The organism is Erythrobacter sp. JB2-19 (genome assembly GCF_057365005.1).
In genome coordinates, this window is record NZ_CP200290.1 from 798,632 (window position 1) to 825,518 (window position 26,887).

Sequence of the window (26,887 nt, forward strand, 5' to 3'; positions counted from 1 at the left end):
GCCGATGACACAAGCGTCCAAAACTGGTGAGTTTCGTCTCGGTACCAAGCCATTGATTGCCGCTCTTGTCGGGGTGGCGTTAGGCGCATCTCCGATACCCTACAATTCTATCGGACTTGTCATTGATCCGATTACGAAAGAATATGGTTGGAGCGTTGAGCAGGTTGCCAACGGCATCACCATTTTCGGCGTTGTTGCCGCGCTTCTTGCGCCGTTGTTTGGCGCTTTTGCCGATCGCATAGGGTCGCGCAAGGTGGCGATCTGGTCATTGGCTGCCTTCATCGTCACCTTCTCCCTTCTTTATTTTACGCCGCCAAATGTCTGGTGGTGGTATGCAATCTGGGTCTTGATCAGCCTGTTCGGTATCGGCTCTACACCGGTCACCTGGAGCCGCGGGATCAGCCAATGGTTTGTTGAAAATCGGGGGCTGGCGCTTGGGATCATGCTGCTGGGCACCAGCGTTACTGCGATCATCCTGCCCCGGCTTGGCACTGCGATTATCGAAGAATTCGGATGGCGCATGTTGTTCCCGATGCTGGCCGGACTGTCTGCCATTATCGCCCTGCCTCTGGCGATTGCCTGGTTCCGTGAACCTAAACAGGAGGAGCGACCACCGGCGCTGGCGGATGAAGGGGGAGAACTTCTGGGCATCACAATCGGCGAGGCGCTGCGTAATTATCGCTTCTGGATTCTTGTCGCATCGACGGTGCTCATATCGATCGCCTATGGCGGCGCTCACGTCCACATGGTGCCGATGGTGCGTACACACGGGTTTACCACGGTCGATGCTGCCGGCGTGGCGACGCTGATCGGAGTGGGTATTATCCTCGGGCGCGTAGTTGTCGGCCTACTATTTGATCGGTTCTGGGCGCCCGGTGTCGCGTTTCCCGTCCTGCTCTTACCGGCGATTTCCGCCTATATTCTGATCGGCCAGGATGCGCCGCTCAGCCAGCTTCATATCGCTGCCTTCCTGCTTGGCCTTGCCGCCGGAGCAGAGAGCGATGTGATCGCATTTATGGTCGCGCGCTATTTTGGTATGAAGAATTACGGCAAGATATTCGGTGCCGTATACCTTTTCTTCGGCCTTTGCGCTGGCGTCTCGCCAAAGCTTTATGCGCGCGCGGTTGACCAGACTGGAAGCTATGATTCCATGCTGCAAATTGCGATGGTCCTGTTTCTTATCGGCGGTTCATTGCTGTTGCTGCTGGGCCGTTATCCCGATCTCAAAGCAGCGGACACGGGAGGGTCCGCCCAACCCAGTGGAGCTACTGCATGACAACCACCCTCCTTGAAAAATCTCTCGCCGATCAGCTAACCCAAACAGGGGCTGAGGTTTTGTCCGGTGCAGATGACCTCGAATTCTATGCGCATGACATCTATTCGCGCGGGGCCGATCTTTCTGCGGTTGTTAGACCGGCAGACAAGCATCAACTTGCCGCGGCGATTAAGGCGGCAACCGATGCCGGGCACTCCGTTGTGCCGCGTGGTGGCGGCATGAGCTATACGGGCGGATATACGGCGGGAACACCTGGTGCGGTGCTGTTCGATCTGGCCGGGATGGACCAGATCATTGAAGTCAATGAAACCGACATGACCGTGACGGTTGAGGCTGGTTGCACCTGGGCCAAGCTGCGTGAAAAACTGGAACCGCTGGGTCTGCGGACTCCGATGTGGGGTACCCTGTCAGGGCTAAAAGCCAGCATTGGCGGCGGGATGAGCCAGAATGGCATCTTCTGGGGCACGGGCCGTTATGGCACCGCCGTCCAGGGCTGTCTGGCGCTGGAAGTGGCGCTGGCTGATGGCTCCTTACTTTCCGTGGGTAAAGGTTTCACCCGTCCCTATGGCCCCGATCTGGTTGGATTGTTCCTGAGTGACACGGGCGCTTTGGGTATCAAGGCGACTGTCACATTGCGGCTGATCCGCGAAGCAGATGCCCATGGTTATGCCAGTTTTGCCTTTGACGATCACGCCAGCTGGCTGACCGCAGCAAGTGAGATTGAACGGCGCGGGATAGCGACCGAATGTTTCGGTTTCGATCCGTTTCTCAATGCGATCAGGATGAAACGCGATAGCCTTGCAGGGGATGCCAAACAGTTGGTTGGCATGATGAAGAAGCAGGGCAGTGTGCTGAAGGCACTGAAAGAAGGCGCGAAGGTTGTTGCTGCAGGCCGGGACTTCCTGAAGGACGCCAATTTCTCGCTTCATGTGCTGGCCGAGGGACGCATTCAGGCGGCCGCCGATGCCGATGTCGCGATTGCTCGCGAGATTGTTACGGCCAATGGCGGGCGTGAGATTGAGAACACCATTCCCAAGATTATCCGCGCCAATCCCTTTGGCCCGCTGAACTCAATCCTGGGACCCGATGGAGAACGCTGGGCACCGGTTCACGGGCTGGTTTCGCACAGCAAGGCGAACGCTTGTTTCCAAGCGTTTCTGGACCTGTTTGCACGCCATCAGGATGAGATGGACGCGCATGGCATGCATTATGGGACTTTGGTGGCCAATGTTGGCAATTCGGGCATGATTATCGAACCATGTCTGTATTGGCCCGATGCGCGCAATCCGTTGATCGAGGATACGGTTGAGGATGCGCATCTCGGCAAGCTGCCAGTGCTGGCGGCAAACTCAGATGCCTGGGCGCTCTGCCAGAAAATGCGCAAAGCGATTGCCGACGTCTTTTTTGAGCATGACGCCGCTCACTTTCAGATCGGGCGGACTTATCGCTATCGTGACAGTCTCGCTCCGGCGGCCGACGATTTGCTTGTCACCATCAAGCGGCACCTTGATCCGCGAGGCCTTATGAATCCAGGATCACTCGGTTTGTAAACTTCGCTGGCCTTGCAAATACCTGCGTTACGTCATCGAGGATGTTTGCTCTGGCTGGGCTTTGAAACGGGAAATGCCGCTCCGCAATTTGGGCGGAGCGACATCTCCTTTGTTGCACCATGGGGGTATTGGTGCATGGTGCGATGAATTCGCCGGACTTACCGAATTCGATCGCCTGAAAGGTCATAGACCTCGACATCGCCAAGACCGGATGCCCGCAATTCGTCCTCAAAGTTATCAAGATCACCAACAAGCACCCATGTGAGGTCGTCGGTCGCCATGATGGTTGGCGCAACGGCTTGAATCTCGTCGACAGTGACTGACGCAAGCCGATTGACCTCTTCGTTCAAATACGCATGCGGTTTGTTGAATAATTCATTGGTTGTATACTTACCCAGCAGGAACGCATTGTTGCCCATGCTGTTTGAGATTCCCCGTATAATCGGCTCGTTGGTCTCAGCCAGTTCCGCCGCATCGATGGGGCGCTCACCAAGATACTCATCCACTTCACGCACAATTTCGCGCAATGCCCCCATCGTATGTTCGCCAGTGATGGTTCCGCTTACTCGCCATTGCGAAATATGAGGACGCGGGATGATGCCGGAGCTAATTCCGTAGGTCCAACCCTTATCCTCTCGGATATTGAGGTTCAGCCGCGAGGTGAAACCACCGCCGAACACCTGATTGGCAAGCTCTTCGGTATAATTGTCATCATATTCCAACGGGAATAGTCGTGTTGCGTAGACCAGAGTTTGCGAGCTGCCTTCTTTGTTGACCAGCACGAAACGTGGTCGCTCAGGGTTCCCAGGAACGTCTTCTCTTATCGGCGCGAGTTCTGGCACCGCGCCGCGCCAAGAACCTAGTTCTTGTTCAAGAGTTGCTTCTAAAGCCGCTTTGGTCACATTGCCGACCGCGAAAATGCGCGCATTTCCCGGCCTGAAAAACCTGGCGTGATAGTCGCGCAGTTCGTCGGGGTTTGCGCTTTCAAAATACGCGATCTTGTCTTGCAGAGTTTCGTAGTGATCTGCCCCGAACAGACCAACTCCAGCTTGATCGAATGCGACACCTTCGGGTGTTCTGCTCTGAACCAGATTTTCCTCGGTGTTGCGCTCTGCAAAGAAATCATAATCCGCCTGCGAAAAATTGGGTTGGCGCAGCGCAAGCGCCCACAGGCTGATCGCTTTTTCGAAATCTTCGACATTTGTGCTGAGGCCAACGCGCGTCTGCATGCGTTCGACTAGCGCATAAATACGGGCGCCATTCAGCGCGGAGCGTTCTTCCGTTTCTTGACGCGATAGCCCTCCAGCGCCTCCGGAACTTATCATTTCGGCTACATGCCGGGCAGTTCGTGCATCCCTCATATTGTGATGAGACCGTCCAACTGGGGTAACAAAAGCCATTTCAACAGTTGGAGAATTGGTTCTTTGGACAAATACAACTTCGGTGCCATTGCTCAGTGTAAAGCGTTCTGGCTCTGGGAAAGGTTTTGCCTCTGTCGGTAGGACAGGGGGCATTTCTGTCAGCGTGTCAGCTTCTACAGAGGTAGGCGCTTCGCGAAGCGCTTCCTTGCGCTGTTCGTGATATCCATTGTTGAGCCATTCTTGAGCTGCATTGTGTAACTCGCCTTTGGTCATCTCTGCCGCCCACACTCGGGAACGCAGCCCGAAATTCGGATCCCCCCTCAGCAGCAGATTTTCTCCCAGGGCTCCGCCGATCAGGCCAATCGATTCTGCGGCCCGAAACACATTGTTTCTCCTCCGCGCGGCCAAACGTTCACGATCTGCCTCGGTTGGACCGGCCTCCCGGTATTCCGCCATGACTTCGTCCAGAGCTGCGGATAAACGCTCCAGAGATACGCCTTCCCTTGGAACAAGGGTGATGATGAAAACGGTATCCAGCGCCCGTGCATCTACGGAACCGTATGCGCGAGTGGCAAGCTCCATGTCTTCCACCAAGCGCCTATGCAAAAGTGAATTTTCGTCAAAGCCAAGCAGGTTTGCCGCTGTTGTTGGCGTGTATGTATCTTGATCGGTGATCTTCGGTAGCATGTAATAACGCTTCAGCTCGGATTGTGGGGCAATGTCGGTTACATGCTGAAGAGTGTTCGTTTCCCGTTTTACCGGATAGGCTACGACACGATCGATTCCAGGACCGGGCTGTAGTCGCGAGAAGTATTTTCTCACCAATGGTTCGGCCGTTTGCTTATCAACGTCACCTGACAGCACGAGTACCATGTTGCGCGCGCCATAATAGTCGCGGAACCACTGCCGAACATCGTCAAGCGTAGCGCTTTCCAGATCTTCGATGGAACCGATCGTCGAATGCGCATAAGGATGCCCTTCGGGATAGAGCATTTCCAGCAAGGTGTATTGAGAGCTGCCAAATGGCCGGTTGTCCGAAAGGCCTTTTTCGTTTTTCACCACTTCGATCTGATTTTTAAGAACCTCTTCGCTTAGTCCGCTGAGGAGGTTGGCCATCCGATCACTTTCTAACCACAATATTCCTTCGAGCGAACCTGTCGGAACGGTCTGAAAATAATTTGTCCGGTCGTTGTTGGTCGTCCCATTGGCGCCCGTCGCACCAAGCCTCTTCAGGTGCTCGAAATATTCGCCCGGTGCATTGACCGTGCCGTTGAAAAGCAAATGTTCAAACAAGTGCGCAAAGCCACTTTTCCCTTCCGGTTCATCCTTTGAACCGACGTTGATAATGTTGGTGACTGAAATTGCCGGGGCAGAGCGATCTTCATGGACGATCACCCGCAACCCGTTTTCAAGGGTGAAGGTCTCGTATTGAAAGTACTCGGAGAACGGCAGGCTCTCCTCCGCTGCGCGCTCTTCTGAGATGATTTGCACGCTCGCTTCTTCGCTGGCCAAGGTTACGCTATGCAAACCGAGCAGGGCGGACGACCCCAGCAACAAGAACTTATTCATGATCAGGCTTCCCATTGTTTCGGGAATGGCACTACGGGTGCGACTATGCGCTAAGATTGCGGCTCAGATTTTTTTGCCAGCGGCAGTGTGATGGTGAACATTGTGCCAAAACCTGGCTCACTCTTGCATGTGATGCTGCCGCCGATGAGTTCGATTACCTGAATGGTAATCGATAGCCCTAATCCGCGTCTCCCTTTGCGTTCTGTAGCTGCCGTGTCCTGGCCATCTTCGCTCAATCCGAACTTCGACGCATCGAACCCCATGCCATGATCACGGATTGTAACCGTCCCATTGCTATCCACCCTTACGGCAATCGGTTTCCCGGTCTGACTGTGATGGATGGCGTTGTTGATGATATTGTTGATCGCAAGAAACAGCGCGGTTGCATTTGCCCGTATCAAGACCGTGTCCACATCGTGCGGCAGGGCCAATTCAATACTAAGGCCATGTGCACGGGCCGCAGATCGCAATGAATCGCAGGTTGTGCTGATCTCCGCCACCAGGTCGATTTCCTTGATATTGATCGCCTCTGCCGAGATGCTCGCAAATTCGAGTAAGCGTCTCACAAGTTCGCTCATCCGGCGGATATCACCAACCAGCTTGGTACGCAGTTTTTCGTCTTCGACATTCTCAAGACGCGCTCGCAAAACAGTGAGCGGCGTGTTCATTTCGTGTGCGATTGCGTTGCGGAATTTCTGTTCACGGACATAGCCGACATCAAGCCGGGCAAGCGCTTTGTTGATCGCCTCAACAAACCCGTGCACCTCGGAAAACATCCCTTTGACAGGCAGTTTTGCACCGCGAGTTGAAGGTGAGATGTCTCGCGCAATGTTGGCGGCGCGCTTGATTGGCCGCATTATGGCGAAGATCAGCATCGGCGTGAGGATGATGAGTAGGGCATAACTGACAAGGATAGGTTCGAAAGCAAATTCAAGCGGCGTGCGCAGCAGATGCGCATCGTTGATCGGGGTATATCCCGGCTCGATACCAGCGACTTCACCGGCACTCTCAACGCCATTGCACTGCCTCACAAATGCGTAGATCTGGTCTGAATCGTAAAACAAAGTGGGGCAGGTCCGCGACAGCACGTCTTTCGCCGACAACCCGTCTTGCCGCAATTGCTCACGCAAGCTCGGTAAAATCTTTGGGGGTTCGCCATAAGATGAAGAATGCCCGTCACGCTCGACAAAATATCGAAACTGAGGGTTCTTAAGTTTTATATCTTCGACTGAGGCCCGCAGTTTGGGAATGTCTTCAGGCTCTAATGGTCTTTCCAATGAGCTGGGATCTTGCTCATAGGCGCTGAGTGCGGAGATCATGTGAAAGGCAAACACGTCATTAAGCGGAATATCCCGCTGCTGCTGATCAGCCTGCCATTGCAATACGGTGAAGATAGCCAGCATCGCCAATTGGGATACGATGAAGACCAGCATGATCCTCGACGAAAGGCTATTGAATGCGCTTCTGGCGAACTTACCAATCATTTTTCGACAAGGATGTAGCCAACGTGCCGCATCACGCGAATATGCAGCCCGGACCCGCTGTTGGCCAGGGTCTTGCGCAATCTAGATATTTGCGAGGACACGGTGTTTGACGCTATCTCGTCGTCGAAGCTGTAAATCGAATTTTCGATTGCTTGATGGGAGACAACCTCTCCCTTGCGGCGCACCAGTAGATCGAAGATTGCCAGCTCGCGCCGAGGCAAGGCCACCGCTTGGCCATCCACGGATAACTGCCGCGAGTTGAGATCATACTGGGCGTTCGCGACGTTTATGACCTTGTGCTGTGCGGACTGTTTCGAATTGCTGCATATCCTGAGCCGCAAGAGCAATTCATCAGGCTCATAGGGCTTAGCCAAATAGTCCAGCGCGCCGGCGGACAGGCCATGAATTCGATCGCTTGCCTGCCCGTGCGCTGAAAGTATCAAGAACGAGGGCAATTCCTCGCTCGGCAATTCTCGCTTCAGTTGCTCAATCAGATCAACCCCATCACCATCTGGCAGGCCGCGATCCAAAATCACGCATGCGTAATCCGCGCCCTTGATCGCCTCAATTGCTAGTTCAATGCTGATTTGATGATCGACGATGTAGCCGTTTGCCTCAAGCAGTCCGACCAGCATTTCCGCGATTTCATTGTCATCTTCGATCACCAATATTCGCATGCTGGCCGGCCCTCAGAACGTGTCGTCTCTTAGAAGCTCTTCCTTAGCCCAACAAAGACCGTGCGTCGTCTCAGGTCATACCCGAGAGAGGAAAAACCGTTGGCAAGGTTCAAGAACGGTGGATCCTGATCAAACACATTATCGACTGCCAGTGTCACTCTAGTGCCTCCAATGGGGCCCAGCGACTTTGGCAAAGTGTAGGCGAGGTTGAGATCGACCAGAGTCAGGCTGTCGACCGGGATTTGACCCATGGTCAAAACCCCATCGATAAAGCCGACCGATTCAACACTGTACCCACCATTGTGAATGACGACGCCAGTGAGAGACCAATTGTTGTAGGTTAGCTGTGAGCGGAAGTTCCATCTGGTCGATGGTTGATCCTCGCCGCGAGTGCTCTCGAATGGCGAGCCTTCTGTTAGCCGCTCTTCATTGTCCAGTATGCGGCTGTATGTGAACAGGCTGTCGATCTGCAGCTCACCCAAGGATACAACATGATTGAATTTCACATCTAGGCCAGCCGTGAATTGGCTTGCCAGGTTTACAGGGCCGCTAAACAGGAATTCAGGATTTCCGGCTGCATCGCGGACGATCGCTGGTTCTGACAGGTCTCTTTGCGGGAAACTCGCCCCCAGGAATGGGGCAGAGGATGCAATCCGGTTGCTGTAATCGATTGCGAAATAGTCGACATCGACGCGAAAATTGCTGCCCAATGCATCGAAACGATACGTACCGCCGACGTTCAGTGTTTCGGCTGTTTCGTTACCCAGGTCGGGGTTGCCGCCTGAAACCAGCGGCACCAATGTTGGATCAAGCACTACGCCCGATACTGGGTCCACCTGCGGATCAAAGGGGCTTGCGACTATGCTTGCCTGACCAATCTCGGTGGCATTTGGTGCGCGGAATGAACGCCCGATTGTCGCACGGATAGTCAGATCGTCCGTCGGGTACAGAGCAATGCCCAGCCGCGGGCTAAATCCATCGCTCGATCCCCTATATTCGGCCAGCTCTCCTACGGGCGTAAACTGATTGATCCCGTTCTCTCGGAACAGGTCCAATGCGCTCTGCCGGGTTACTGAGGTTCCGTTGTTTTGAATATCTTCATAGCGCAGCGCGGCGTTGACCACGACCGAGGAATGAATTGGGAAACTCAATTCTGCAAAGAACGCCGTTGTTTCGCGGTTTGAATCGAGATCAGGTTGAGTCACCTCTACCCCGAGAGTGTCCGTGCTGGTCCGGATGAAATTCAGACTTTCTTCGCGATACTCGCCGCCAATCACCACTTCCAACGCGCCGGACGCGCGCCCCGTAAAGAGCTTGCCGCGAACAAAACCCTGAAAGGTCAGCAGGTCTGTTTGGCCATCGTTCAATTGAACCCGGCGAGCATTCTGCAGCGTCTGCGCAATCTGATCGTTCACCAGGAAATCGGCACGTTGCAAATTCACAGGCGGCGTGAATGTGAATGTGTCAAAATCGAACCTGCCCGTAAGCAAATCCCCGAGGACCAGTTCATCAAAGATCCCGCGATCTTCATTGCGCGAGAAACTGGCCGATGCCTCCCATCCCCAATTCTTACTAAGGTCTCCAGTAATCCTGCCCCCCACATCGAAATTCTCGCTTTGCGTATCGATAAATTCGTTCGCAAGAATGCCGGCGTTCACGACCTCTGTAAGGTCAAGCGAGAAATCCACGTCGGTGCGGAATGGAAAGGGAAACGGCGACCCGCTTGGGAATGGCGAGCCAAAGCCGTTGAAGCTCGCAATGAAACCGGCGACGTCGATCCGCGGTGCCTCCACTTCCGTCACGGTGTCACGCTGAGAATAAGAAGCATCAAGCTGGATATTGTTGATAATCCCTAGCGGAATATCCTGACTCGCGCGAAAGCTGACGCCCCAGGTTTCAAATCCAGGGGCCAAGTTCACAGGCAGAAATTCACTGAGATCGTCCCGCGCCACCACACCGAATGTTGACGGGTCAGTGCCGGCACCAACTGGCCCTGAATCGTCCGGTAGAAGCAGCCCGCTTGAAGAAAAAACATCGCTCGCCGGAAGAAACGGTAGTGCGCCTGATGTCGCCAGAAACACGCCGCGAGTGGATGTCAGCGTGCGGCGGTCTGTCCCGCCAAGATCGCGAAAATCGCGGGTCGTAACGCCAAATCCGTTGGCAGTGATGGTGTCTTGTTCGAGATAGCTACCGGACAGGTTAATGTTACCGCTTCCCCAACTCACGCCGAGCGTTCCGCCCAGACGCAGTTCGTCACCGCCTGACTCGCTAAAGCCGTACTGACCACTAAGACTAAGGCCGGTGTAGTCGCTTTTCTGAATGATATTGATCACGCCAGCGACAGCATCGGCACCATAGATGGCCGACGCGCCAGCACTCACAATCTCAATACGCTCAATCGTTTCGATAGGGATTGCCGAAATGTCGGCAAAGTCAGCGTTGGCAACACCTTCACCGGCAAGACGTCGTCCATTGAGCAGAACCAGTGTTGATCCCGCGCCAAGCCCGCGCAGATCGACGACTGAGCCGCCTTCAAGATTGCTCACGACACTAGAACGGTTGAGCGGTGCTCGGCCGTTTATTGCGCCTGTGTTCGAGGCCGAGATAGCAGGGGTATTGTTAGAGACCTGACGCAGCAATTCGTCGATACTGGTGATGCCGCGTGCGGTTATCTCTTCGGCGGTTATGACAGTTACTGGCTCGGACGCGGCGCCTGCGGACAGGCGGCTGCCGGTGACGACAATGGCATCCGTGCTTTCTTCGTCGATCGCTGTGGTGCTTGTGCCAACCTCTACAATTTCGCCTTGCGGTTCGGCACCCGTCTCTTGTGCTGAAACGGCCCCATGCATCGCGATGCAAATCAACGACGATGAAACATAGACCATAGACCTAGTTGTCATATATTCCCCCTCAAATCCTCAATTGTTCACTCGGCTTGAAGCCGGCGAACTTTTTGATGATTTTATAATGGGGGCGAATGATGCGCGAACATTGCGCGGCGTAATCGCCCGTCCAAATGCTCTTGCCAGTGTATAGTATTATGGTGGGCGTGTCCCGCTGCCTGGGCGGTCGGCGATCCTGATGTCGCGCGCTGATGGCACTATGCCAAGCATATGAGTACTCAGTCTATCTTGCCGCATTTTGCCTGGGCTACCTGGACCGACCAGCAGCACTTGTGCCGTTTACTGTATCGCTTGGAACATGGCCTTTAGAATTGGTCCAAAGGCAGTCATGTGTCTTGCAATATGCGAGCTGTTGCTTTGCGGAGCTGGGGCAGGACGTCCGCTTCGAACCAAGGATTATTCTTGAGCCATCGAGTGTTACGGGGGCTGGGGTGAGGCAAGGGCATAACCCGCGGCCAAAACGTCCGCCAATCCCTGACCGTGTCCGTTAGCGTTTTTCCCTTCGCGCCTCCTAAGTGCCAGCCCATCGCATATTTACCGATGACCAACGTCAATTCGATGTTCGTCAATTGGTCTAGCACTTTCTTGCGCCAGGCTTGCTCGCATTCGCTTCGTGGAGGCAAATCGCCGCCCTTTCCCGTGCCTGGAAAGCAGAAACCCATCGGTACGATGGCGAACATATCTGCATCGTAGAAGGCGGTGCGATCTACACCCAGCCAGTCGCGCAACCGATTGCCCGAAGGGTCATCGAAAGGTCTGCTTTTGAAGTGTGTGATCCGTCCAGGCGCTTGCCCTGCGATTAGGATTCTGGCCTTTGATCCTATCTGGAATATGGGGTTTGGCCCCAGTGGTAGTGCGGTGCAGATCTGGCACGCACTGATTTCCTCGACCAGTGGATCAAGGTTTTGCGCAACGTCGGGGCTGTAGCTTTTTGCCATGCGTGTATCCGTCACCTTTGGGACTGAGTCCTGGAATGCGTCATGGGATTGACTGTTGCATGTTCTTGGCGAGAGCCATGGGCTCGCCTGAGTGGCCGATCGATCAGGAACCGGGTTCCAAACCGCCAGACCCTCGCCAAGTGCAATGCGATGCCTAGCCGATGGCCGTGAAACCGATCACCAAGATCGCGGCCCAAGACACCAAGTAGACCGGGGTCCGGAGGCCTGGCACACCCAGTATATAAACCGCAGCATGTGCGATCCGGGCAAAGAAGAACACAGATGCCCATGTTCCAATTGTGCTCGCGGTGGATGCGTCGCCAATCAATCCTGCTGCAACGACCACAGCGATAAACGCTGGCATGGTCTCCACCATATTGAGGTGCGCGCGCTTTGCCCGATCAACCCACAATGGTGTTTCGGGCTCCCTGGCTGGGAAACCTTCAGGATAGTTATGCAAGAAGGTTGGCAGGCCCCAGATAAACAGACGTGCAGTGATATACGGCACCCACAACAGGACGGTGAGAATGCCGCTTAGAGCGAGATATGTGTATGCAGTTTCCATTGGATCGACCCTCCTCAGGTCGTTTATCAATCAGTTCATTGTTCGCTGCCGAACATGAATGAGGAGGAGCATCGCCCCTCCTCAAATCCGATCGGGTTTACAAGTCGGTGGCCGCTGTGCTGCGAATTTGCTGCCAATTGGCTTCTGCCTTGGCGATCGTTCCCTGTGGGTCTTTTTGATATGCGTTGAAGATGGCCTCGTTCAGGAAAACGTAGAGTTTGCCATCACGGACATCAGCCCAGCGGGGATCGCCATCGAACTTCTTGCCTACCGCTACGCCAAAGGTGCAGAATCCGCCATTCTGTGGGATATAGCTGGCTGGGTTTGCGTTGAAGGCGTCCAGGTTTTCCTGGGTGGCGAAATAATATGCAACGCCGTCATGAACAGCGGCAAATCTGGCCGCGCCCTGGATGCGGTTACCCGTGCTAATGAAGGCCACGGTGTCAACGCCGTGTAGGCCAAGTGGCGCATTGGCTGCGGTTAGCCCTGCCGACACATTGTATTCATCAGCAGCGATAGCGACGCCCGAGGTTAAAGCTGTAGCAGCAACAAGTGATGCAATAAGGGTTTGTTTAAGCATGATATTTCCTTCTCTTCTGTTGGGTTTTGATGGGGGTTAGGCAGCTTGTGCAGCCGGGGTTGTCACGACTGGGAAGTCGATTTCAGTTTCAGCCAAGTGGTTGAAATAATTTGTGAAAATATTAGCCATGACTTGACCAAAAATTTCCAGCATCTCACGGTCAGAAAAGCCGTTTTCGCGCAGCTCTGCGATGCGATCATCGCTGACGTGGCCTTTGGCACTGACGATCTCTGAGGCAAAATTGAGCACCAATTGTGTGCGAGGATCATCCGATTGACCGGAAAGGTTGCGGGCCATTTCGTCGGCATCAACACCGGCCATTCCGCCGAGTGCTGTGTGTGCTGATGCACAATAATCGCACTGATTGGCGCCAGCGACGACGAGAGCGATCTGTTCATTGAGCTTGCCTGAGAGGCTGGAGGCGCCGAGCGCACCTGAGAGGCCCAGATATCCCTCCAGCAACGATGGGGCGTTTGCCATCGTACCAAAGATATTGGGCACCATGCCCAGACTAGACTTTACGTTGCCGAGAAGTTCGGCGGCCTTTGGATCGGCTTGTTCCGAAGTGATTGGTGTTATGCGTGACATGTTTGCTCCTTCGTTAGTTTGACGATGGAGCGGGATTTGCCTGGATTGGACGATATGACAATGCTATGTGGTTAAATCGCGATAGAATGCAAATTCATCCGGACGATATGCAAATTTAAGTCATGGATTTCCGATAGTGTGTCGGTGTTTCACCAAATTTTGTGGCAAAGGCGCGTGTGAATGCCGCGGGCGAACGGTATCCCGTTTGATTCGCAACTTGCTGAACATTTTCTGTGCCCGTTTCGAGCAAGGCTAGTGCCTTTTGCAGCCGCCAATCAGATAGGTAGGACATCGGTCCTTGCCCCATCAATTCAGCAAACTTCTCTGCGAAACTGCTGCGCGACATTCCTACCTCATGCGCTAGGCTGTTCACGGTCCAGGGGTCCGACAATTCTTTATGAATAATCGCCAGGGCACGCCCGATCTGGGGGTCCTGAAAGCCTCTTAGTGCCGGCTGGATCCCACCTTGCTCCCCAGATTCAATCCCGATCCGCATCAATTCGATGAACATCACTTCCGATAAACGCCTGACCGACGCCTCCAGCCCGGATTTGTCGGACAGCATATGGCGGCTGATCAACCGCAGTATGTCGTCCAACCATGGGTTCTTCGCCCGCATTGAAGAGGTGGTCAGCAGTGTTTCCGGCATCGCACGCAGCATCGCATGATCGGCTTTCTGACGGAATGTGAAGTGGCCGCAGATCAATTGCGTGCTCGCATTGGCATCGCCATCACCAACCTTCAGAAAACCGTTCCCGTCATATCCGACCTGGTCCAGCACTGTTTCGAGCGGCGGAGCCGTTTCCACTGGCGTGTCCGACAGAATATGCGTTTGGCCGCGCGGGATCAGGATCAAATCACCGGGGCTGAGCACCCACGGCTCTTTGTTGGGAAGCGTGACCGTACATTGGCCTTGGACCACCAGATGAAATCGAGCGGCGCCCGGGAGTACCGGTACGGTGACCGACCAAGCTCCCGAAAAATCTGTGCGGAAGTAGAGCGCGCCCTTAAGGTCAAGCGTATCGAGAACGTCGTCGAGAATATCCATGTCGACATCATACGAAAATGCACAGCGTCCGACTACCCAGTGAAATTTGACCGTCACATCAAATAAGTTTGCCAATCGTCCGAAGGTGCCAATATTCTACTGCAACCCAGCTTTCCTGGTGCCGCCAATTGAGCCAGCAACAGCCTTGATCCCGGTCGTGTCACGGCGCGTTATACCAATTGGGCTACAGCAGGTTTGCCTGTGTCTCATCACGGTGCTTCTTGAGATAACGCATAAACGGGGTGCCTCCAGTGCCAACCTCCGTATCATTGCCAGCGTTCCGCTTACCCTGCTTGTTGATGTAACTGGCGGCATATTCGAGATGGCGCGTTCGAAAATCGGCCACGGCCTGAATATTGGCGTTGTAGGCGTCGGTTAGCGCAGCTGAACCTGCATCTTCGACAAATCCACGTAGCCCGCTGTTTGAACGCACGTCATCGACAAACCGGCGATGAGGCTGGGGACGATATGCGTGCAATTGATCTAGAAACGCTCGCAGTGGATCAGCAGCATGTCCCACACCCAGCAACGCATCCATGCTTGGGACAATTGAGGATTGCGATCCTGTTTGCCCGCGATAGGCCTGTGCCGCTGTGCCAAAGCGCTCAACACCCTCGTAAATCACCCCATTGGGAAGGGCGGGATTGTCCTTCCAACCATGAATGTAGGGCCGGACCCGCTCAAAATAGATATAGGGATCACACCGTTCTGGCATTCTATCAAACAGCGCGTTGATTTGCGCCCAAGTCTCGGCTGTTTTCTCAAGCAGTTCGCGTGCAACCGCTGTGTCTTTGCGGGTGGCGGCTTCATGAATGTCTGCAAAGCGTGCAAAGACTTCGCCTGCGCGCGCTTCGATCGCTACATGCACCAATACAAACCACGCCTCGTCCTGACCTCCAAGAAAATTCTGGATCATCTGGATATTGTCGAGCCCCAACGGCTTAGACGGATCGATCAAAGCCCAATTGTCCAGAACATAAGAGGCATAGGTCAGCAGCGGCTGCTGCCCCAATCGGTCAGCCAGCGTGACCATCGGCACTGCCAGAGCAGCGGGGAGCCGGTCCGTGTGGGCCGTCTCGCCCCAGATATAGGATTGCACCATGAAGGTGTAATGCACCGTCGCCATGCGCGCCTGTGCATCGGTTAGGGCGGACACGTCTGAGAGGTCCTCTGGGTGCGGAAGACGCGACTGAAGAAAGGCGCGCACACGGTTTGAAGGTAGGACTTGAGGGAGCTTGCTAGCCACAGATGCGGCATCGCCCCAAGCACCTGTCAGTTCGACCTTTGCGGCGTCATATCGGCACAAGAAACCACCGTTTGTAGACATGTCATATTCGCTAAGCGGTTTGATCGCGAGGTTGGAATTGGATGTGTTCGCCATTCTTGATTTCCCATTATTTTAATTGGACACAACAATAACGTGCAATTCGATACGAATGGTTGCAAATCACATTGACCAATCGCGTTATGACAGTGAATAATTGTGTAATGGATCAGATTGACGAAAAAATATTGCGCATCTTGGAATGTGAAGGCCGAATCAGCAATACCAATCTGGCGGACAAAGTTGGCCTTTCTGCCTCCGCCTGTTTGCGCAGAACTCAAGAGTTGGAACAGAGTGGCTACATCAAGGGCTATCGCGCGATCCTAGACCGGCACAGGCTAGGCGGAGAGATCACAGTATTCGTTATGGTTGGGCTTTCCGCCCATCTTGCCAAGGATGCAAAAGAGTTCGAAGTCGCGATGGAGCTGGCCGATGAGGTCCGCGAATGTCACAATATTACTGGATCAGTGGAGTATCTGCTGCGGGTCGAAGTCGGCAGTTTGGCGCGCTATAAATCCTTTCACGCTGATACACTGGGCATCCTGCCACAAGTCGCCCGTATAACCTCGCATATCAGCCTTGGATCATCGAAAGATATGAGAGCCTAGCGTTCGCGGCGATCAATATCGGTAGATTGGTTTCAAGCGGCTGCTTTAAAGAGCGACGTCCTTAAGCGTCGAGCTCGATGAACCTAATCTATCAGCGGAATATCTGGTCACTAGATGAAGGGTCCACCAAACTCGAACGCCGGGATCACCTCGTTGAGGTGCTCGCGGTTGAGCATGGTTGGCAAAGATGGCGGCAGGCCTAGTCTAAACCGCGAAAGACATGCTGGAGGACCCACATTTCAAAGAGCGCGAGGCGATCATCGAGCGAGAAACCGAGGGCCGCGGCAAGAATGAAGATGCAGAATGCCTTTCCGCGCTTTCGCGCCGCTCAAAACATGTAAAATTTGATTGCGGCGAGCCGATACTGGTTTCGCGGCCCTTCAAGGTGTTATACCTGAAGGATCGGAGGATTTTGCATGAAGCACGCTGCGCTGAAAATATTGATTGCGGGGGCGTTTTTCGCCTCGGCGACGACCCAAGCCGTTGCCGCGCCCGAGGGCGAGATCCGCTATGTGGTGAAGCCGTCGGATACTTTGTACGAGCTGACCAAGCGTTATCTGGTCAACCCGGCCGCGCTGGAGCGTGTTCGCCGCGCCAATGGGGTTAGGAACCCTCGCTTGATGCAGGTGGGGCAGACCTTAAAGATCCCGCGTAGCCTGCTGAAATATCGCCCGGTTCCGCTGACCCTGCAGAGCTTTTCAGGCAGCGTCAGCCTAACCACGCGTGGCCGCAATGTCGCACCTCGCGTTGGCCTATCTGTACGCGAGGGCGCAGAGATCACCACCAGCGCAAACAGTTTTGCGGCGTTTTCCGGCGATGGTAATTCGCGCCTTTCCATCCCCTCCAATTCTCGGGTGCGTATTGTCGATGCGCGCCGCTACCTCATCAACGGCCAGATTGATGTCCAGATAAAGGTTCTAAAGGGGCGTAGTGAAGTCATTGCGCCTAAAGTGAACGGTCAGGGACGTTATCGGATCGGCACGCCTTTGGCGGTGACAGCAGTACGCGGCACAGAATTTCGCGTCGGGTTTGAGCCGAATGGAGAGGTCAGCCTGACCGAAGTGCTAGAAGGCGAAGTCGCGGTTAGCGCGGGCGAGAACGAGGCTGCGACTGCTGCTGGTTTCGGCGTTGCCTCAGCCAAGGATCAATTGGGCGCGCAGGAGCGCCTGCTTTCAGCGCCAGAGCTGGTTGATCCAGGCCGGATCCAAACTACCGAAATGGTCGAGTTCGCGATTAATGAGCTGAGCGGGGCGGCGGGCTATCGCACGCAAATCGCCAAGGATGCCGGCTTTGTTGAAGTGGTGACTGAACGGCTCGGCAATGAGCCCCTTGCCAGTTTTGATGGCCTTGAAGATGGCCGTTATTTCGTGCGCTCCCGGGCGATTTCTGCCTCTGGCCTTGAAGGGCTGTCGCGAACATTCTCTTTCCGCCGCAAGCGTGCAGGCGTGGAGGGCGGGGTCGAGCCATCGCCATTCGACGATGCGTTCAAATTCGCCTGGCGCACGCAGGGCAGCGGCGATACTCTCAGCGCTTTCCAGCTCTGGAATGCAAAGACGCCGGGCCAATTGCTGGTCGACGAAGTCGCGCTCGAAAATTCTGCCATTATCATCTCCAACCTTGAGAATGGAGATTATCGTTGGCGTGTGGCGACATTCGAAATTGATGAAGGCGACGTCATAAAGGTGTGGAGCCCGACACAAGAGCTGTCTGTAACCGAGTGAGCCGGTTCTTGCAGTACAGGCGAGCGCGCGCATGAAGAATTTTCGTCTGTTCGGCGAATGGCTGTTGCTGTTTGGCGCGACCATCGCCTTGGTGCTGACCGCCTGGCAGCAGGAATGGACGCACCGGATCGATTACAGCCTGCTCGATTTTGCCTCGCAATACCGACTGGCAGAGCCATCGGACGAGATCGTCATTGTCGAAATTGACGACCGTGCTTTGTCGGAAATCGGCAATTGGCCGTGGGACCGGGCGCGCCATGCAGAACTGATCGATCAATTGACGACCTATGGCCCAAAGCTGACCGTGGTCGATATTCTGTTTGTCGACCCGACCCAGGCAGAGAGCGACGCGCAATTGAGCCGCGCTGTCGCGGAGGCTGGCAATGTGATCTTGGCCCATGCATTCGCCCGGTCATTGGGCGCATCGACCGATCCGGCCCCGGTATTTCCAATCCCTGAGTTAGCCAACGCCGCGCAGGATATTGGGCATGTTTCCGTTGGTGCGGACAGTGACGGCGTGGTGCGCCGCTTCGCGCTAGAATTTGAAGCTGGCGGCCAGCAATATGACCATCTGGCCAAGGTCGCAGCCCTGAGCGCCGATGCGGAAGCCTTAGAATTGCCGCGAGACACTGCCGAGCCGATTGTACCCATGCATCCTTATGGCTCGTTCGTTAGCTATTCTGCTGGCGACGTAGTGTCTGGCCAGGCCTCACGCGAGTTCCTGGCTGATAAGATCGTGCTGATAGGCTCCACCGCGCAAGGATTGGGAGACCGCTATACCGTGGCAGATCATGCCGGACGGATCATGAGCGGTGTTGAAATGCAGGCCAATCTTTTGAGCGCCATTCTGCAAAACGAATTGATTACCGAGCTGGACGATTGGATCGTTGGCGGCGCTCTGATCGTGGCGATTGCGTTGCTGTTTCTTACCTTCTGGCAATTGCCCCCCGTTTGGGGATTGCGGCTGTCGCTGGCGCTGATCGCTGCGCTGGTGGCGTTGTCCACCGCGTTGGTCGTGTCTGGGCAATGGATGCCCGTATTCCCCGCGATCCTGGGCGTGGTCGTTGCCTATCCGCTGTGGGGTTGGCGGCGGCTCAGCGCGGTCAGCCGGTTTCTGGAGGTTGAGGCGCAGGCGCTTATGCCGCGTGCAGGCAAAGAGGTGGCCGATGGCAGCTCCGGCTTTGACACGGTTGCGCGCCAGGTATCCCTGATGCGCAATTTGATCGGGGCGACCCGAGAACGGCTGGCCTTCCTGCGCAAGACGCTGTCGGCCTCGCCCGACCCCATGATGGTGTTCGATGCAGAGGACCGCGCGGTTCTGATGAATGAGCAGGCGGTGGCTATCTTTGGTGAGGAGACAGACTGGTCTGGCCTGACCTTGTTCCAACTGCTGGCAGAAAACCGCGCACAGTTCGACACCAAGATGGAAGAGATCACTACCGCGGATGGGCGGGAGTTTCTGGTCGCATCATCAGAGGTTGAGATCGACGAGCAGACCAAAATTATCACCATGCGCGACATCACCAAGATCCGCGAGAGCGAACAGCAACGCCGCGAGATGCTGGAGTTTCTTTCGCACGATATGCGATCTCCACAGGCCGCGATTGTGGGTCTGGTGGGGGCGGCGGGCAAGCACCTGCCTGAGGACGAACGCATGGAGCGAATTGAGAGCCAAGCGCGCCGCACGCTGAAGCTGACCGATGACTTTGTGCAGATCGCCCGGTTGGAATATGAAGGCATTGAGCCGGTCGAGACCGATATTGGTGCTCTGTTGCACGAGGCGTCAGACCGCGCCTATCCACTGGCCAAACGTAAGAATATCAAGCTGGAAACCAGCCTGCCGATGGATCCGGTGTTTTGCATGGTGGAGGCCTATTCGCTGTCGCGCGCGATTGACAATCTGATCGGCAATGCGCTCAAATTTTCGTCCAAGGGCGAAACTGTCAAAGTGGCTTTGAAGAGCGATGAGAACAGCAGCCCGGTGATCGAGGTCGCCGACGAAGGCCCTGGTCTGCCGCCCGAACGCGTAAGCAATCCCTTTGCTCGTTTTGGCGCGCGCACAAAGGGGCAGGGCCCAGCGCTGGTTTAGGTCTGGCTTATGTAAAGAAGGTCGTCGACGAGCACGGAGCGGAGATCAGAGTGCGCACCAAATCGGATGGCGGAACTTCGTTCGAAATCACTTTGAATTGCGAGCAGATGATCAGCGACTAATCGCTGGTAAGCTTGCTCACCAGAACTTCGGCAAACTCATCCATTTGCGGCTCTTTGCCTTCGCAAATGGTTCCCTGCGCCTTGCTCTGCTGGACCAATTCACCACTCGCCCGGTCAAACAGGGCCAGGTTCGCCTCCACTGCTAAAGCCTCGCAAAGGTCGAGCAATCTTGCTTTGCGAGGCTCGGCAACAGGGCGGGGCGGCTCTGTATTTGCTCCGGCTTCACCGGCAAATACACCTAGGGTGGCTGGGCGCTGAGATATGCCCAATTCAGCCACGACATCGGCGTCCTCTGCCAAGAGGATGCCTTTACCAGCCAAGCTTTCTTTTAGGGCTGAATGCAGCGCGAGCAGCTGTGCCTGATCCTTGTCCGGTTCGAGCAGATGCACCGATTGCGACCGCGGAGCAGCGCCAATGCTAGAGCTGATCTGCGGCGCTTCTGTTACCGCACAAGCGGCAGCGAGGCCGCAAGATGCAGCCAAAACTGTACTGCTGAGGAACCGTTGATTGCGGATCATATCTCACTCTTCATCGGAGGACTCATCATCATTATACGCATCCATCCGGTACCCAAATCCAAAAACGGTGCTGATCACAAAGCCATTGGCTGGCTCCAGTTTCAGCTTGGCGCGAAGCCGTGAGATGTGAACATCCACCGTGCGCGTTTCGAGGTCGGCATTGCCGCCCCAAACCTTTGACAGCAGATAGCCGCGTGAGAGAGGGCGGTCAAAGTTCCGGAAGAACAGATCAATCAAATCAAACTCGCGCGAGGTAACCTGCACGTCTTCGCCATCAACGGTTATCGCTTTCGCTTTGCGGTCGAGCGAATATTTGCCGTAGCTGGCTTGTGTGTCTGGCTTGGTGGTCTCGTTGCGCCGAGCAGCGGCTTCCATCCGCGCTTTGATCACTTCGTCGGATTCCGGTTTGATGATATAGTCCACCGCGCCTGCTTCCAGACCGTGAACCACGTCTTCTTTCGCCGCGCGGCTGGTCATTACGATGAATGGCGGCGGCGTGTCCATGTTCTCTGCTGCCCAGCTGACGACCTCTGGTCCGGTCAAGCCTGGCATGTTCCAATCCAGCAGCACTATGTCGTAGGTTTCGCGTTGCAGCGCCCGTTGCAGGGCAGAGCCATCGAGAAATGTTTCCACTTCGTGCCCCGCACCCACCACAATGGCCGAAACCTGTTCGAGCAGTTCCTTTTCATCATCTGCTAGAGCCACGCGCATATGCTAGTTCCCTCTCAAACTATTGGCCTCAATAACTTGCTATCACACGATTTGTGTAATCCATAGACATTCTCGATTATTGGGTTTGACCGATTGTATTGGGCGGGACGAGGCTTGTTTGGTGATGTGTAGACTGCCATCATTCCCAGTCTTAGAGACGGACGATCAGCGGATCGCGGCTTCATGGCAAAATGTTTGTCTGTCACGGAAAATTGTCGCAATTGATCAGCTTAACACCGATTGGTGGGGTTGCTTAGATGTGCATGCCTCGCTTGTCATGACCCATTCAACAATAAGGCTTCATTTTCATGCTCGAAAAACTCCAGGCACCTGAGCTTGACGTTTTGTACCGGACGGCCAACGCATTTCGGGCCGATCAACGCGCTGATAAGCTCGATCTGGGGGTGGGCGTTTACCGAGATGAAAGCGGAAAATCGCCGGTTATGGCCTGCGTACGTGAGGCGGAAGAGAGGCTGGCCAAGACTAATGATAGCAAAGCCTATTTGCCGCTTGCGGGTGAACCCGGCTTTCTTGCCGGGATGAGTAAGCTGTTGTTTCAGGAGGTATTGCCATCAGATATTGCACAGGTGCAATCGGTGGGCGGTACCGGCGGCGTGCGGCTCGCATTGGAATTGGCGCAGGCGGCAAATCATTCGCTGACGGTCCATTTGGGCGTTCCAAGCTGGCCCAACCATCAAGGCATCTGCAACCGTCTCGGCATTCCTGTCCGTACTTATGACTATTTAGACAATGGTGCTGCGAGTGCGGCAAATACGCTTGCCGCGATTGATGCCGCGCAGCCGGGCGATGTTTTGATTCTCCACGGCCCATGCCACAATCCAACCGGGCTCGACTTGAGCGATAATGCTCTGGATGAGATCATTCAGACCGCAGGCAGAAAGGGTGTCATCCCGCTGATTGATGCGGCGTATTATGGGCTCGGCAACGAATTGGATGCTGACCTTGCCAGGCTGAGGGGATTGCTGATGGATACGCCTGAGTGTTTCCTGACGATGTCTGGGTCAAAGGCGTTCGGACTATATCGTGACCGTATCGGCGTGTTGTTTGCCAAATGCCCTTCGGCAGATATTGCCGTCGGTGTTCAGGCCAATGCAGAGAGTCTCGCGCGGGTAAATTACTCCGCGCCCGCTGCGCATGGAGCGCAGGTCATTGGGACAATTCTGGCAGATAGTGCGCTGACGCAGGCTTGGCGCGATGAACTAGGTGAAATGCGCGCCCGTATGACTCAGCTGCGCACCCAGATTCGCGAATTGAGCGGCTCCAATCCGGCCCTTGCCACCATTTGGCAAACCAAAGGTATTTTTTCACTGCTTCCGATCGACGCCGCGGTAACTGATCGCCTGGCTGAGGATCATGCCATCTATATGCCGCCCACCGGGCGGATCAATCTCGCTGGATTGTCTTCGGTCACCGCGCCGCGATTTGTGTCTGCTCTAGAAGGGCTGATCTGAACGCATGGAACAGCTTCTTATCAATGACACACCGCCAGAAGGCGCGGCCGAGGATTGGACGATTGCGCAGGATTGGGCGCAGTTTTCTGATCAAGATCACGCGCGCTGGCGCGACCTCGTCACCCGGCAATCGGACGGATTGCGAGGGCTGGCGTCCGAGGCTTTCCTAGACGGCCTTGCCACCTTGCAGCTCGCGGAAAATGGCATCCCGGACTACGCCGAGTTTAACCCGCGTTTCCTTGCCGCCACCGGTTGGCAGGCGATTGCTGTTCCCGGGGTCATCCCCACCGATGTGTTTTTCAAACATTTGTCGCAGCGCCGCTTTCCCGTTTCAAATTTCCTGCGCCAGCATTCATCGCTCGATTACAATGACGAGCCGGATATGTTTCACGATGTCTTTGGCCATCTGCCAATGTTCGTCGATCGCACCTTTGGCGACTTTATGGCCGCTTATGGCCGCGCTGGGCTGCGCGCGAAAAACAAGGGCGTGTCTGATCTGCTTGGCCGGCTGTATCTGCATACGGTCGAGTTTGGCCTGATCCATGAAGGCGCCGGAGTGAAGGCTTACGGCGCGGGTCTGCTGTCTAGTTATGCTGAGACGGTTCATGCGGTGAGCGGCGACATCGCGCGCAGGCTGCGGTTCAATCTGCCGCGTATGATGCGCACGGATTATCCGTTCGATACGTTTCAGCCGACCTATTTCGTGATTGAGAGCTTTGCAGCTTTGCTGGAAGAAATGGAAACGACCAGCCTTGGCGCCGTCTATGACGAGTTGAAGGACTTGAAAGTTCTAACGCCGGGCGAGTGCGATCCAAGTGATGCTGAGTTTGAGGTGAGCGGGGCATGAGCGACAAGAAACCTGGCAGCGACTTGCCCGATGGTTCGCCGATCACGCGCCGAATCGAGGACGGCATGGAGACCTTTGAAGCAGCGATCCAAGGCGAGACGATCCAGTGGGATAAGGGCCTGACGTACGGTCGTCATTTGCAGACCGATCAATTGCTCAGCAGCCAGATCCCGGTGTCAGACAAGCCAGATGAGATGCTGTTTATTATCATGCATCAGACCATGGAATTGTGGATCAAGCTGATGCTGCATGAGGTGCGCGAGGCGATCTCTGCCCTGCGCGCAGACGAGCTGGGCAGGGCGGGCAAGACGCTCGACCGGACCGCGACCATCATGCGCCACATGATCCATAGCTGGGAGGTGTTGGCGACCCTAACTCCACATGATTTCCTGACCTTTCGCGGGTTCCTGCGCAAGGCATCAGGCTTCCAATCGCACCAGTATCGCGAGCTGGAATTTCTGCTGGGCCTCAAACGCCTGGACCTGATTTTGGTCCACCACGACAATGGCGAGGCGACTGAGAGGCTCACGCAGGTTCTGGAGGAACCCTCGCTCTATGATGAGGTGCTGGCAGCGCTGGCACGCGGCGGGCTCGATATTCCTGAGGGCAGGTTAGAGCGTGACTGGAGCGAGCCTTATGAACCGAGCGATGCCGTTGAAGACGCATGGCTGAAAATCTACAGCAACCCGGATCAGCATTGGGAGCTGTATACGTTCGGCGAGAAGGTCACAGCGCTTGAATATTACTTCCAGGAATGGCGGTTCAAGCACATGAAAACCGTCTCTCGCGTGATTGGGCACAAGCATGGGACGGGCGGATCGTCCGGCGTCAATTACCTCGTCAAAGCGCTCGATCTCAATTTCTTCCCAGAGCTGTGGTCGATGCGCACGCGCATGAATGCCCCGAAAGAGGGTGGTGATTATTCGCAGTGTCCCGTTTCATGAGTGTGCGCCGGATCTGGGACATCTCTCAACGTATTCATGCGGGTATTCCTTTGTGGCCGGGCGAGCCACCGGTTGCGATCAAGCGCAATATCGAAATCGGGCCGGATTGCCCGGTGAACATCGGGGAACTGTCGCTACCTTTGCACACTGGCACACATGGCGATGCGCCGCTTCACTATGATCCGGCGGGTATTGCGAGCGATGAATGCGATCTTGAACCCTATCTTGGCCCATGCCTTGTTGTGGACGCGCGCCATGCCAGTGGCAGTGTGCAGGAAGATGATCTGGATTGGCAGGCGATTGCGGGTGAGAGCCGCGTGATTATGCGCACTTATGAACGCTTTCCGCACGAGGCCTGGGATTCCAACTTCACCGCGATTGATGCCCGGGTGATTGCGCGTCTGCGTGAGGCCGGAGTGCGTCTGATCGGCACTGATGCGCCCTCGCTCGACCTGGAAACATCCAAGACGATGGACGCCCATCACGAAGTGCGCGCAGGCGATATGCGCATTCTGGAAGGGCTGGTGCTCGACGATGTGCCGCCCGGTCAATATGAGCTGATTGCACTTCCGCTGGCGATTGCCGGAGCCGATGCCAGCCCGGTGCGCGCGATACTAAGGGAGCTGGCGGCATGACATCTGTGGCAGATCGGGTTGCCGCGCTCGATGCAAATGATCCTTTGCGCGGGTTTCGCGGTCAATTCCAACTACGCGATGGCCTGATTTACCTCGATGGCAATTCGCTTGGTGCCCTGCCCAAGGCGACGATTGCGGCTATGCAGGATGCGGTCAGCGAGCAATGGGGCGAGGGCCTGATTACCTCATGGCTGGGCGCGGATTGGGTGAACGCGCCCCGGCGGATCGGCGAGAAGATTGCCGCACTGATCGGCGCAAATCCGGGGGAAGTTATCGCCGCGGACAGCACATCGGTGAACATCTTCAAGGCTCTGGGTGCGGCATTGTCCTTGCAAACGGGACGCTCTGTGATCCTGACAGAGGAAGGTAACTTCCCGACCGATCACTATATGATGCAGGGGTTGGAGCGACTCAGCGGGGGCGGAGTGCGCTCGCTTGCGGTGCCTGCTGACGACGTGCTTGGCCGCCTGAGTGACGACGTTGCGGTCCTGTTGCTCACACAAGTTCATTACAAGACCGGCGCAATGCGCGACATGGCGGCGATCAATGCGGCTGCGCATAAGCATGGTGTTCTCGTGATCTGGGATCTTAGCCATTCGACCGGCGCGATTGAAGTGGATCTCAACGGCTCAGGAGCGGACTTCGCGATCGGTTGCGGCTATAAGTTCTTGAATGGCGGGCCGGGCGCGCCCGCTTACATCTATGTCGCGCAGCGCCATCAGCATGCCGATGCTGTGCTGGCCGGATGGTTTGGCCATGCGCGCCCCTTTGCCTTTGAAGAGAAATATGATGCGGCCAGCGGAATTGAGCGCTTCTTGTGCGGCACGCCGCCGGTGCTGGGAATGGCCGCGCTGGAAGCTGGTGTTGATCTGATCGCACAGGCGGACATGCGCGATGTCCGGGCGAAATCGGTTGCGCTCGCCGAGCTGCTGATTGAGCAGATGGAGCCGCTGTGCGCGCAATATGGCTTTGAGCTGGTCAGCCCGCAAAACCGGGAGGAAAGCGGCAGCCATGTCTCTTTCTCGCATCCCAATGCCTATGCGATTGCGCAGGCACTAAAGGCCCGCGATGTGATCGGCGATTTCCGTGCGCCGGATGTGCTGCGCCTCGGCCTGACCCCGCTGTACTTGCGTTATGCAGACATCGCCGAGGCGGTCCGCCGCCTCAGCGAGATTTGCGAGACGCGCAGCTGGGACAGACCAGAATTTCACGCCATGTCAGCGGTGACGTGAACGGCGCATTGTGGCGCGCGCGCCGCGTGGCCTCCCGGCTCAGCATGGTCAAAGGCTAACCCTCTAAGCGAGGCAATCGATCTGTGTGGCCGCAAATTTGCCGATGATTGCCGCGCATCATCGCT

General features: G+C 55.6%; 23 protein-coding genes. 11 read left to right on the top strand and 12 right to left on the bottom strand.

The annotated features are described in order from the left end of the window. The first annotated feature begins 4 nt into the window (after positions 1–4). Together AC0V6O_RS03965 and AC0V6O_RS03970 are read left to right on the top strand one after the other, a co-directional pair. On the top strand, positions 5–1,276 hold the full coding sequence (locus AC0V6O_RS03965; RefSeq protein WP_472638039.1) for an MFS transporter: 1,272 nt from the start codon (positions 5–7) through the stop codon (positions 1,274–1,276). Then, entirely contained in the window at positions 1,273–2,826 is a 1,554-nt protein-coding gene (locus AC0V6O_RS03970; RefSeq protein WP_486141723.1) for an FAD-binding oxidoreductase, read from the top strand. Before AC0V6O_RS03965 ends, AC0V6O_RS03970 begins: the two co-directional genes overlap by 4 nt. A gap of 158 nt (positions 2,827–2,984) precedes the next feature. Here AC0V6O_RS03970 and AC0V6O_RS03975 read toward each other — a convergent pair whose 3' ends face one another. The 10 genes from AC0V6O_RS03975 to AC0V6O_RS04020 form a co-directional block, all read right to left on the bottom strand. Then, the gene (locus tag AC0V6O_RS03975; protein WP_472638041.1) at positions 2,985–5,756 is read right to left on the bottom strand and encodes a M16 family metallopeptidase; all 2,772 of its coding nucleotides are present in this window, start codon (positions 5,754–5,756) and stop codon (positions 2,985–2,987) included. Positions 5,757–5,806: 50 nt separating this feature from the next. Beyond that, positions 5,807–7,189 carry a sensor histidine kinase gene (locus AC0V6O_RS03980; protein WP_486141726.1) on the bottom strand — a complete coding sequence of 461 codons (1,383 nt, stop codon included), beginning with the start codon at positions 7,187–7,189 and terminating at the stop codon, positions 5,807–5,809. A gap of 47 nt (positions 7,190–7,236) precedes the next feature. Continuing rightward, a complete protein-coding gene (locus AC0V6O_RS03985; protein ID WP_472638043.1) occupies positions 7,237–7,917 on the bottom strand; it encodes a response regulator transcription factor in 681 nt (226 codons plus the stop codon). A gap of 29 nt (positions 7,918–7,946) precedes the next feature. Continuing rightward, complete coding sequence (locus AC0V6O_RS03990) at positions 7,947–10,817, bottom strand: TonB-dependent receptor domain-containing protein (protein ID WP_486141728.1); 2,871 nt, start codon at positions 10,815–10,817, stop codon at positions 7,947–7,949. 329 nt (positions 10,818–11,146) lie between these two features. Further along, entirely contained in the window at positions 11,147–11,758 is a 612-nt protein-coding gene (locus tag AC0V6O_RS03995) for a uracil-DNA glycosylase family protein (RefSeq protein ID WP_486141730.1), read from the bottom strand. Between the two features lie 154 nt (positions 11,759–11,912). Beyond that, on the bottom strand, positions 11,913–12,323 hold the full coding sequence (locus AC0V6O_RS04000) for an MAPEG family protein (protein ID WP_486141732.1): 411 nt from the start codon (positions 12,321–12,323) through the stop codon (positions 11,913–11,915). A gap of 97 nt (positions 12,324–12,420) precedes the next feature. After that, positions 12,421–12,903, bottom strand: coding sequence for a YHS domain-containing (seleno)protein (locus AC0V6O_RS04005; protein ID WP_486141734.1), 483 nt, complete (start codon positions 12,901–12,903; stop codon positions 12,421–12,423). A 36-nt stretch (positions 12,904–12,939) separates the two neighbouring features. Beyond that, the gene (locus AC0V6O_RS04010; RefSeq protein ID WP_486141736.1) at positions 12,940–13,491 is read right to left on the bottom strand and encodes a carboxymuconolactone decarboxylase family protein; all 552 of its coding nucleotides are present in this window, start codon (positions 13,489–13,491) and stop codon (positions 12,940–12,942) included. A gap of 115 nt (positions 13,492–13,606) precedes the next feature. After that, a complete protein-coding gene (locus AC0V6O_RS04015) occupies positions 13,607–14,596 on the bottom strand; it encodes an AraC family transcriptional regulator (RefSeq protein WP_486141738.1) in 990 nt (329 codons plus the stop codon). 127 nt (positions 14,597–14,723) lie between these two features. Then, complete coding sequence (locus AC0V6O_RS04020; protein ID WP_486141740.1) at positions 14,724–15,920, bottom strand: PrnB family protein; 1,197 nt, start codon at positions 15,918–15,920, stop codon at positions 14,724–14,726. Positions 15,921–16,027: 107 nt separating this feature from the next. Here AC0V6O_RS04020 and AC0V6O_RS04025 point away from each other — a divergent pair, with 107 nt between their 5' ends. From AC0V6O_RS04025 to AC0V6O_RS04040, 4 genes are all read left to right on the top strand, one after another. After that, positions 16,028–16,471, top strand: a complete 444-nt coding sequence (locus tag AC0V6O_RS04025) for an Lrp/AsnC family transcriptional regulator (protein ID WP_472638052.1) — start codon at positions 16,028–16,030, stop codon at positions 16,469–16,471. 416 nt (positions 16,472–16,887) lie between these two features. Further along, complete coding sequence (locus AC0V6O_RS04030) at positions 16,888–18,192, top strand: FecR family protein (RefSeq protein ID WP_486141742.1); 1,305 nt, start codon at positions 16,888–16,890, stop codon at positions 18,190–18,192. A gap of 31 nt (positions 18,193–18,223) precedes the next feature. After that, positions 18,224–20,281 carry a CHASE2 domain-containing protein gene (locus tag AC0V6O_RS04035; protein ID WP_486141744.1) on the top strand — a complete coding sequence of 686 codons (2,058 nt, stop codon included), beginning with the start codon at positions 18,224–18,226 and terminating at the stop codon, positions 20,279–20,281. 2 nt (positions 20,282–20,283) lie between these two features. Further along, positions 20,284–20,403: a hypothetical protein gene (locus tag AC0V6O_RS04040; RefSeq protein WP_486145491.1), complete on the top strand. Its 120-nt coding sequence runs from the start codon at positions 20,284–20,286 to the stop codon at positions 20,401–20,403. On the opposite strand, the gene AC0V6O_RS04045 is transcribed toward AC0V6O_RS04040, so the two are convergent. Together AC0V6O_RS04045 and AC0V6O_RS04050 are read right to left on the bottom strand one after the other, a co-directional pair. Further along, a complete protein-coding gene (locus AC0V6O_RS04045) occupies positions 20,400–20,921 on the bottom strand; it encodes a hypothetical protein (protein ID WP_486141746.1) in 522 nt (173 codons plus the stop codon). The two genes, AC0V6O_RS04040 and AC0V6O_RS04045, sit on opposite strands and share 4 nt — an antisense overlap. A gap of 3 nt (positions 20,922–20,924) precedes the next feature. Beyond that, on the bottom strand, positions 20,925–21,632 hold the full coding sequence (locus tag AC0V6O_RS04050; RefSeq protein ID WP_486141748.1) for a response regulator transcription factor: 708 nt from the start codon (positions 21,630–21,632) through the stop codon (positions 20,925–20,927). A gap of 308 nt (positions 21,633–21,940) precedes the next feature. Here AC0V6O_RS04050 and AC0V6O_RS04055 point away from each other — a divergent pair, with 308 nt between their 5' ends. From AC0V6O_RS04055 to kynU, 5 genes are read left to right on the top strand one after another with little or no spacing between them, the layout of a single operon-like run. Then, complete coding sequence (locus AC0V6O_RS04055) at positions 21,941–23,104, top strand: aromatic amino acid transaminase (RefSeq protein WP_486141750.1); 1,164 nt, start codon at positions 21,941–21,943, stop codon at positions 23,102–23,104. Between the two features lie 4 nt (positions 23,105–23,108). After that, positions 23,109–23,951 carry a phenylalanine 4-monooxygenase gene (phhA, locus tag AC0V6O_RS04060; RefSeq protein ID WP_486141752.1) on the top strand — a complete coding sequence of 281 codons (843 nt, stop codon included), beginning with the start codon at positions 23,109–23,111 and terminating at the stop codon, positions 23,949–23,951. Then, positions 23,948–24,895 (top strand): tryptophan 2,3-dioxygenase, encoded by a 948-nt coding sequence (locus tag AC0V6O_RS04065; protein ID WP_486141754.1) that lies wholly within the window; start codon positions 23,948–23,950, stop codon positions 24,893–24,895. Before phhA ends, AC0V6O_RS04065 begins: the two co-directional genes overlap by 4 nt. Beyond that, positions 24,892–25,530, top strand: coding sequence for an arylformamidase (gene kynB / locus AC0V6O_RS04070; RefSeq protein ID WP_486141757.1), 639 nt, complete (start codon positions 24,892–24,894; stop codon positions 25,528–25,530). The genes AC0V6O_RS04065 and kynB overlap by 4 nt, the downstream gene beginning before the upstream one ends. Then, positions 25,527–26,762 carry a kynureninase gene (gene kynU / locus AC0V6O_RS04075; RefSeq protein WP_486141759.1) on the top strand — a complete coding sequence of 412 codons (1,236 nt, stop codon included), beginning with the start codon at positions 25,527–25,529 and terminating at the stop codon, positions 26,760–26,762. The genes kynB and kynU overlap by 4 nt, the downstream gene beginning before the upstream one ends. Positions 26,763–26,887: the final 125 nt, after the last annotated feature.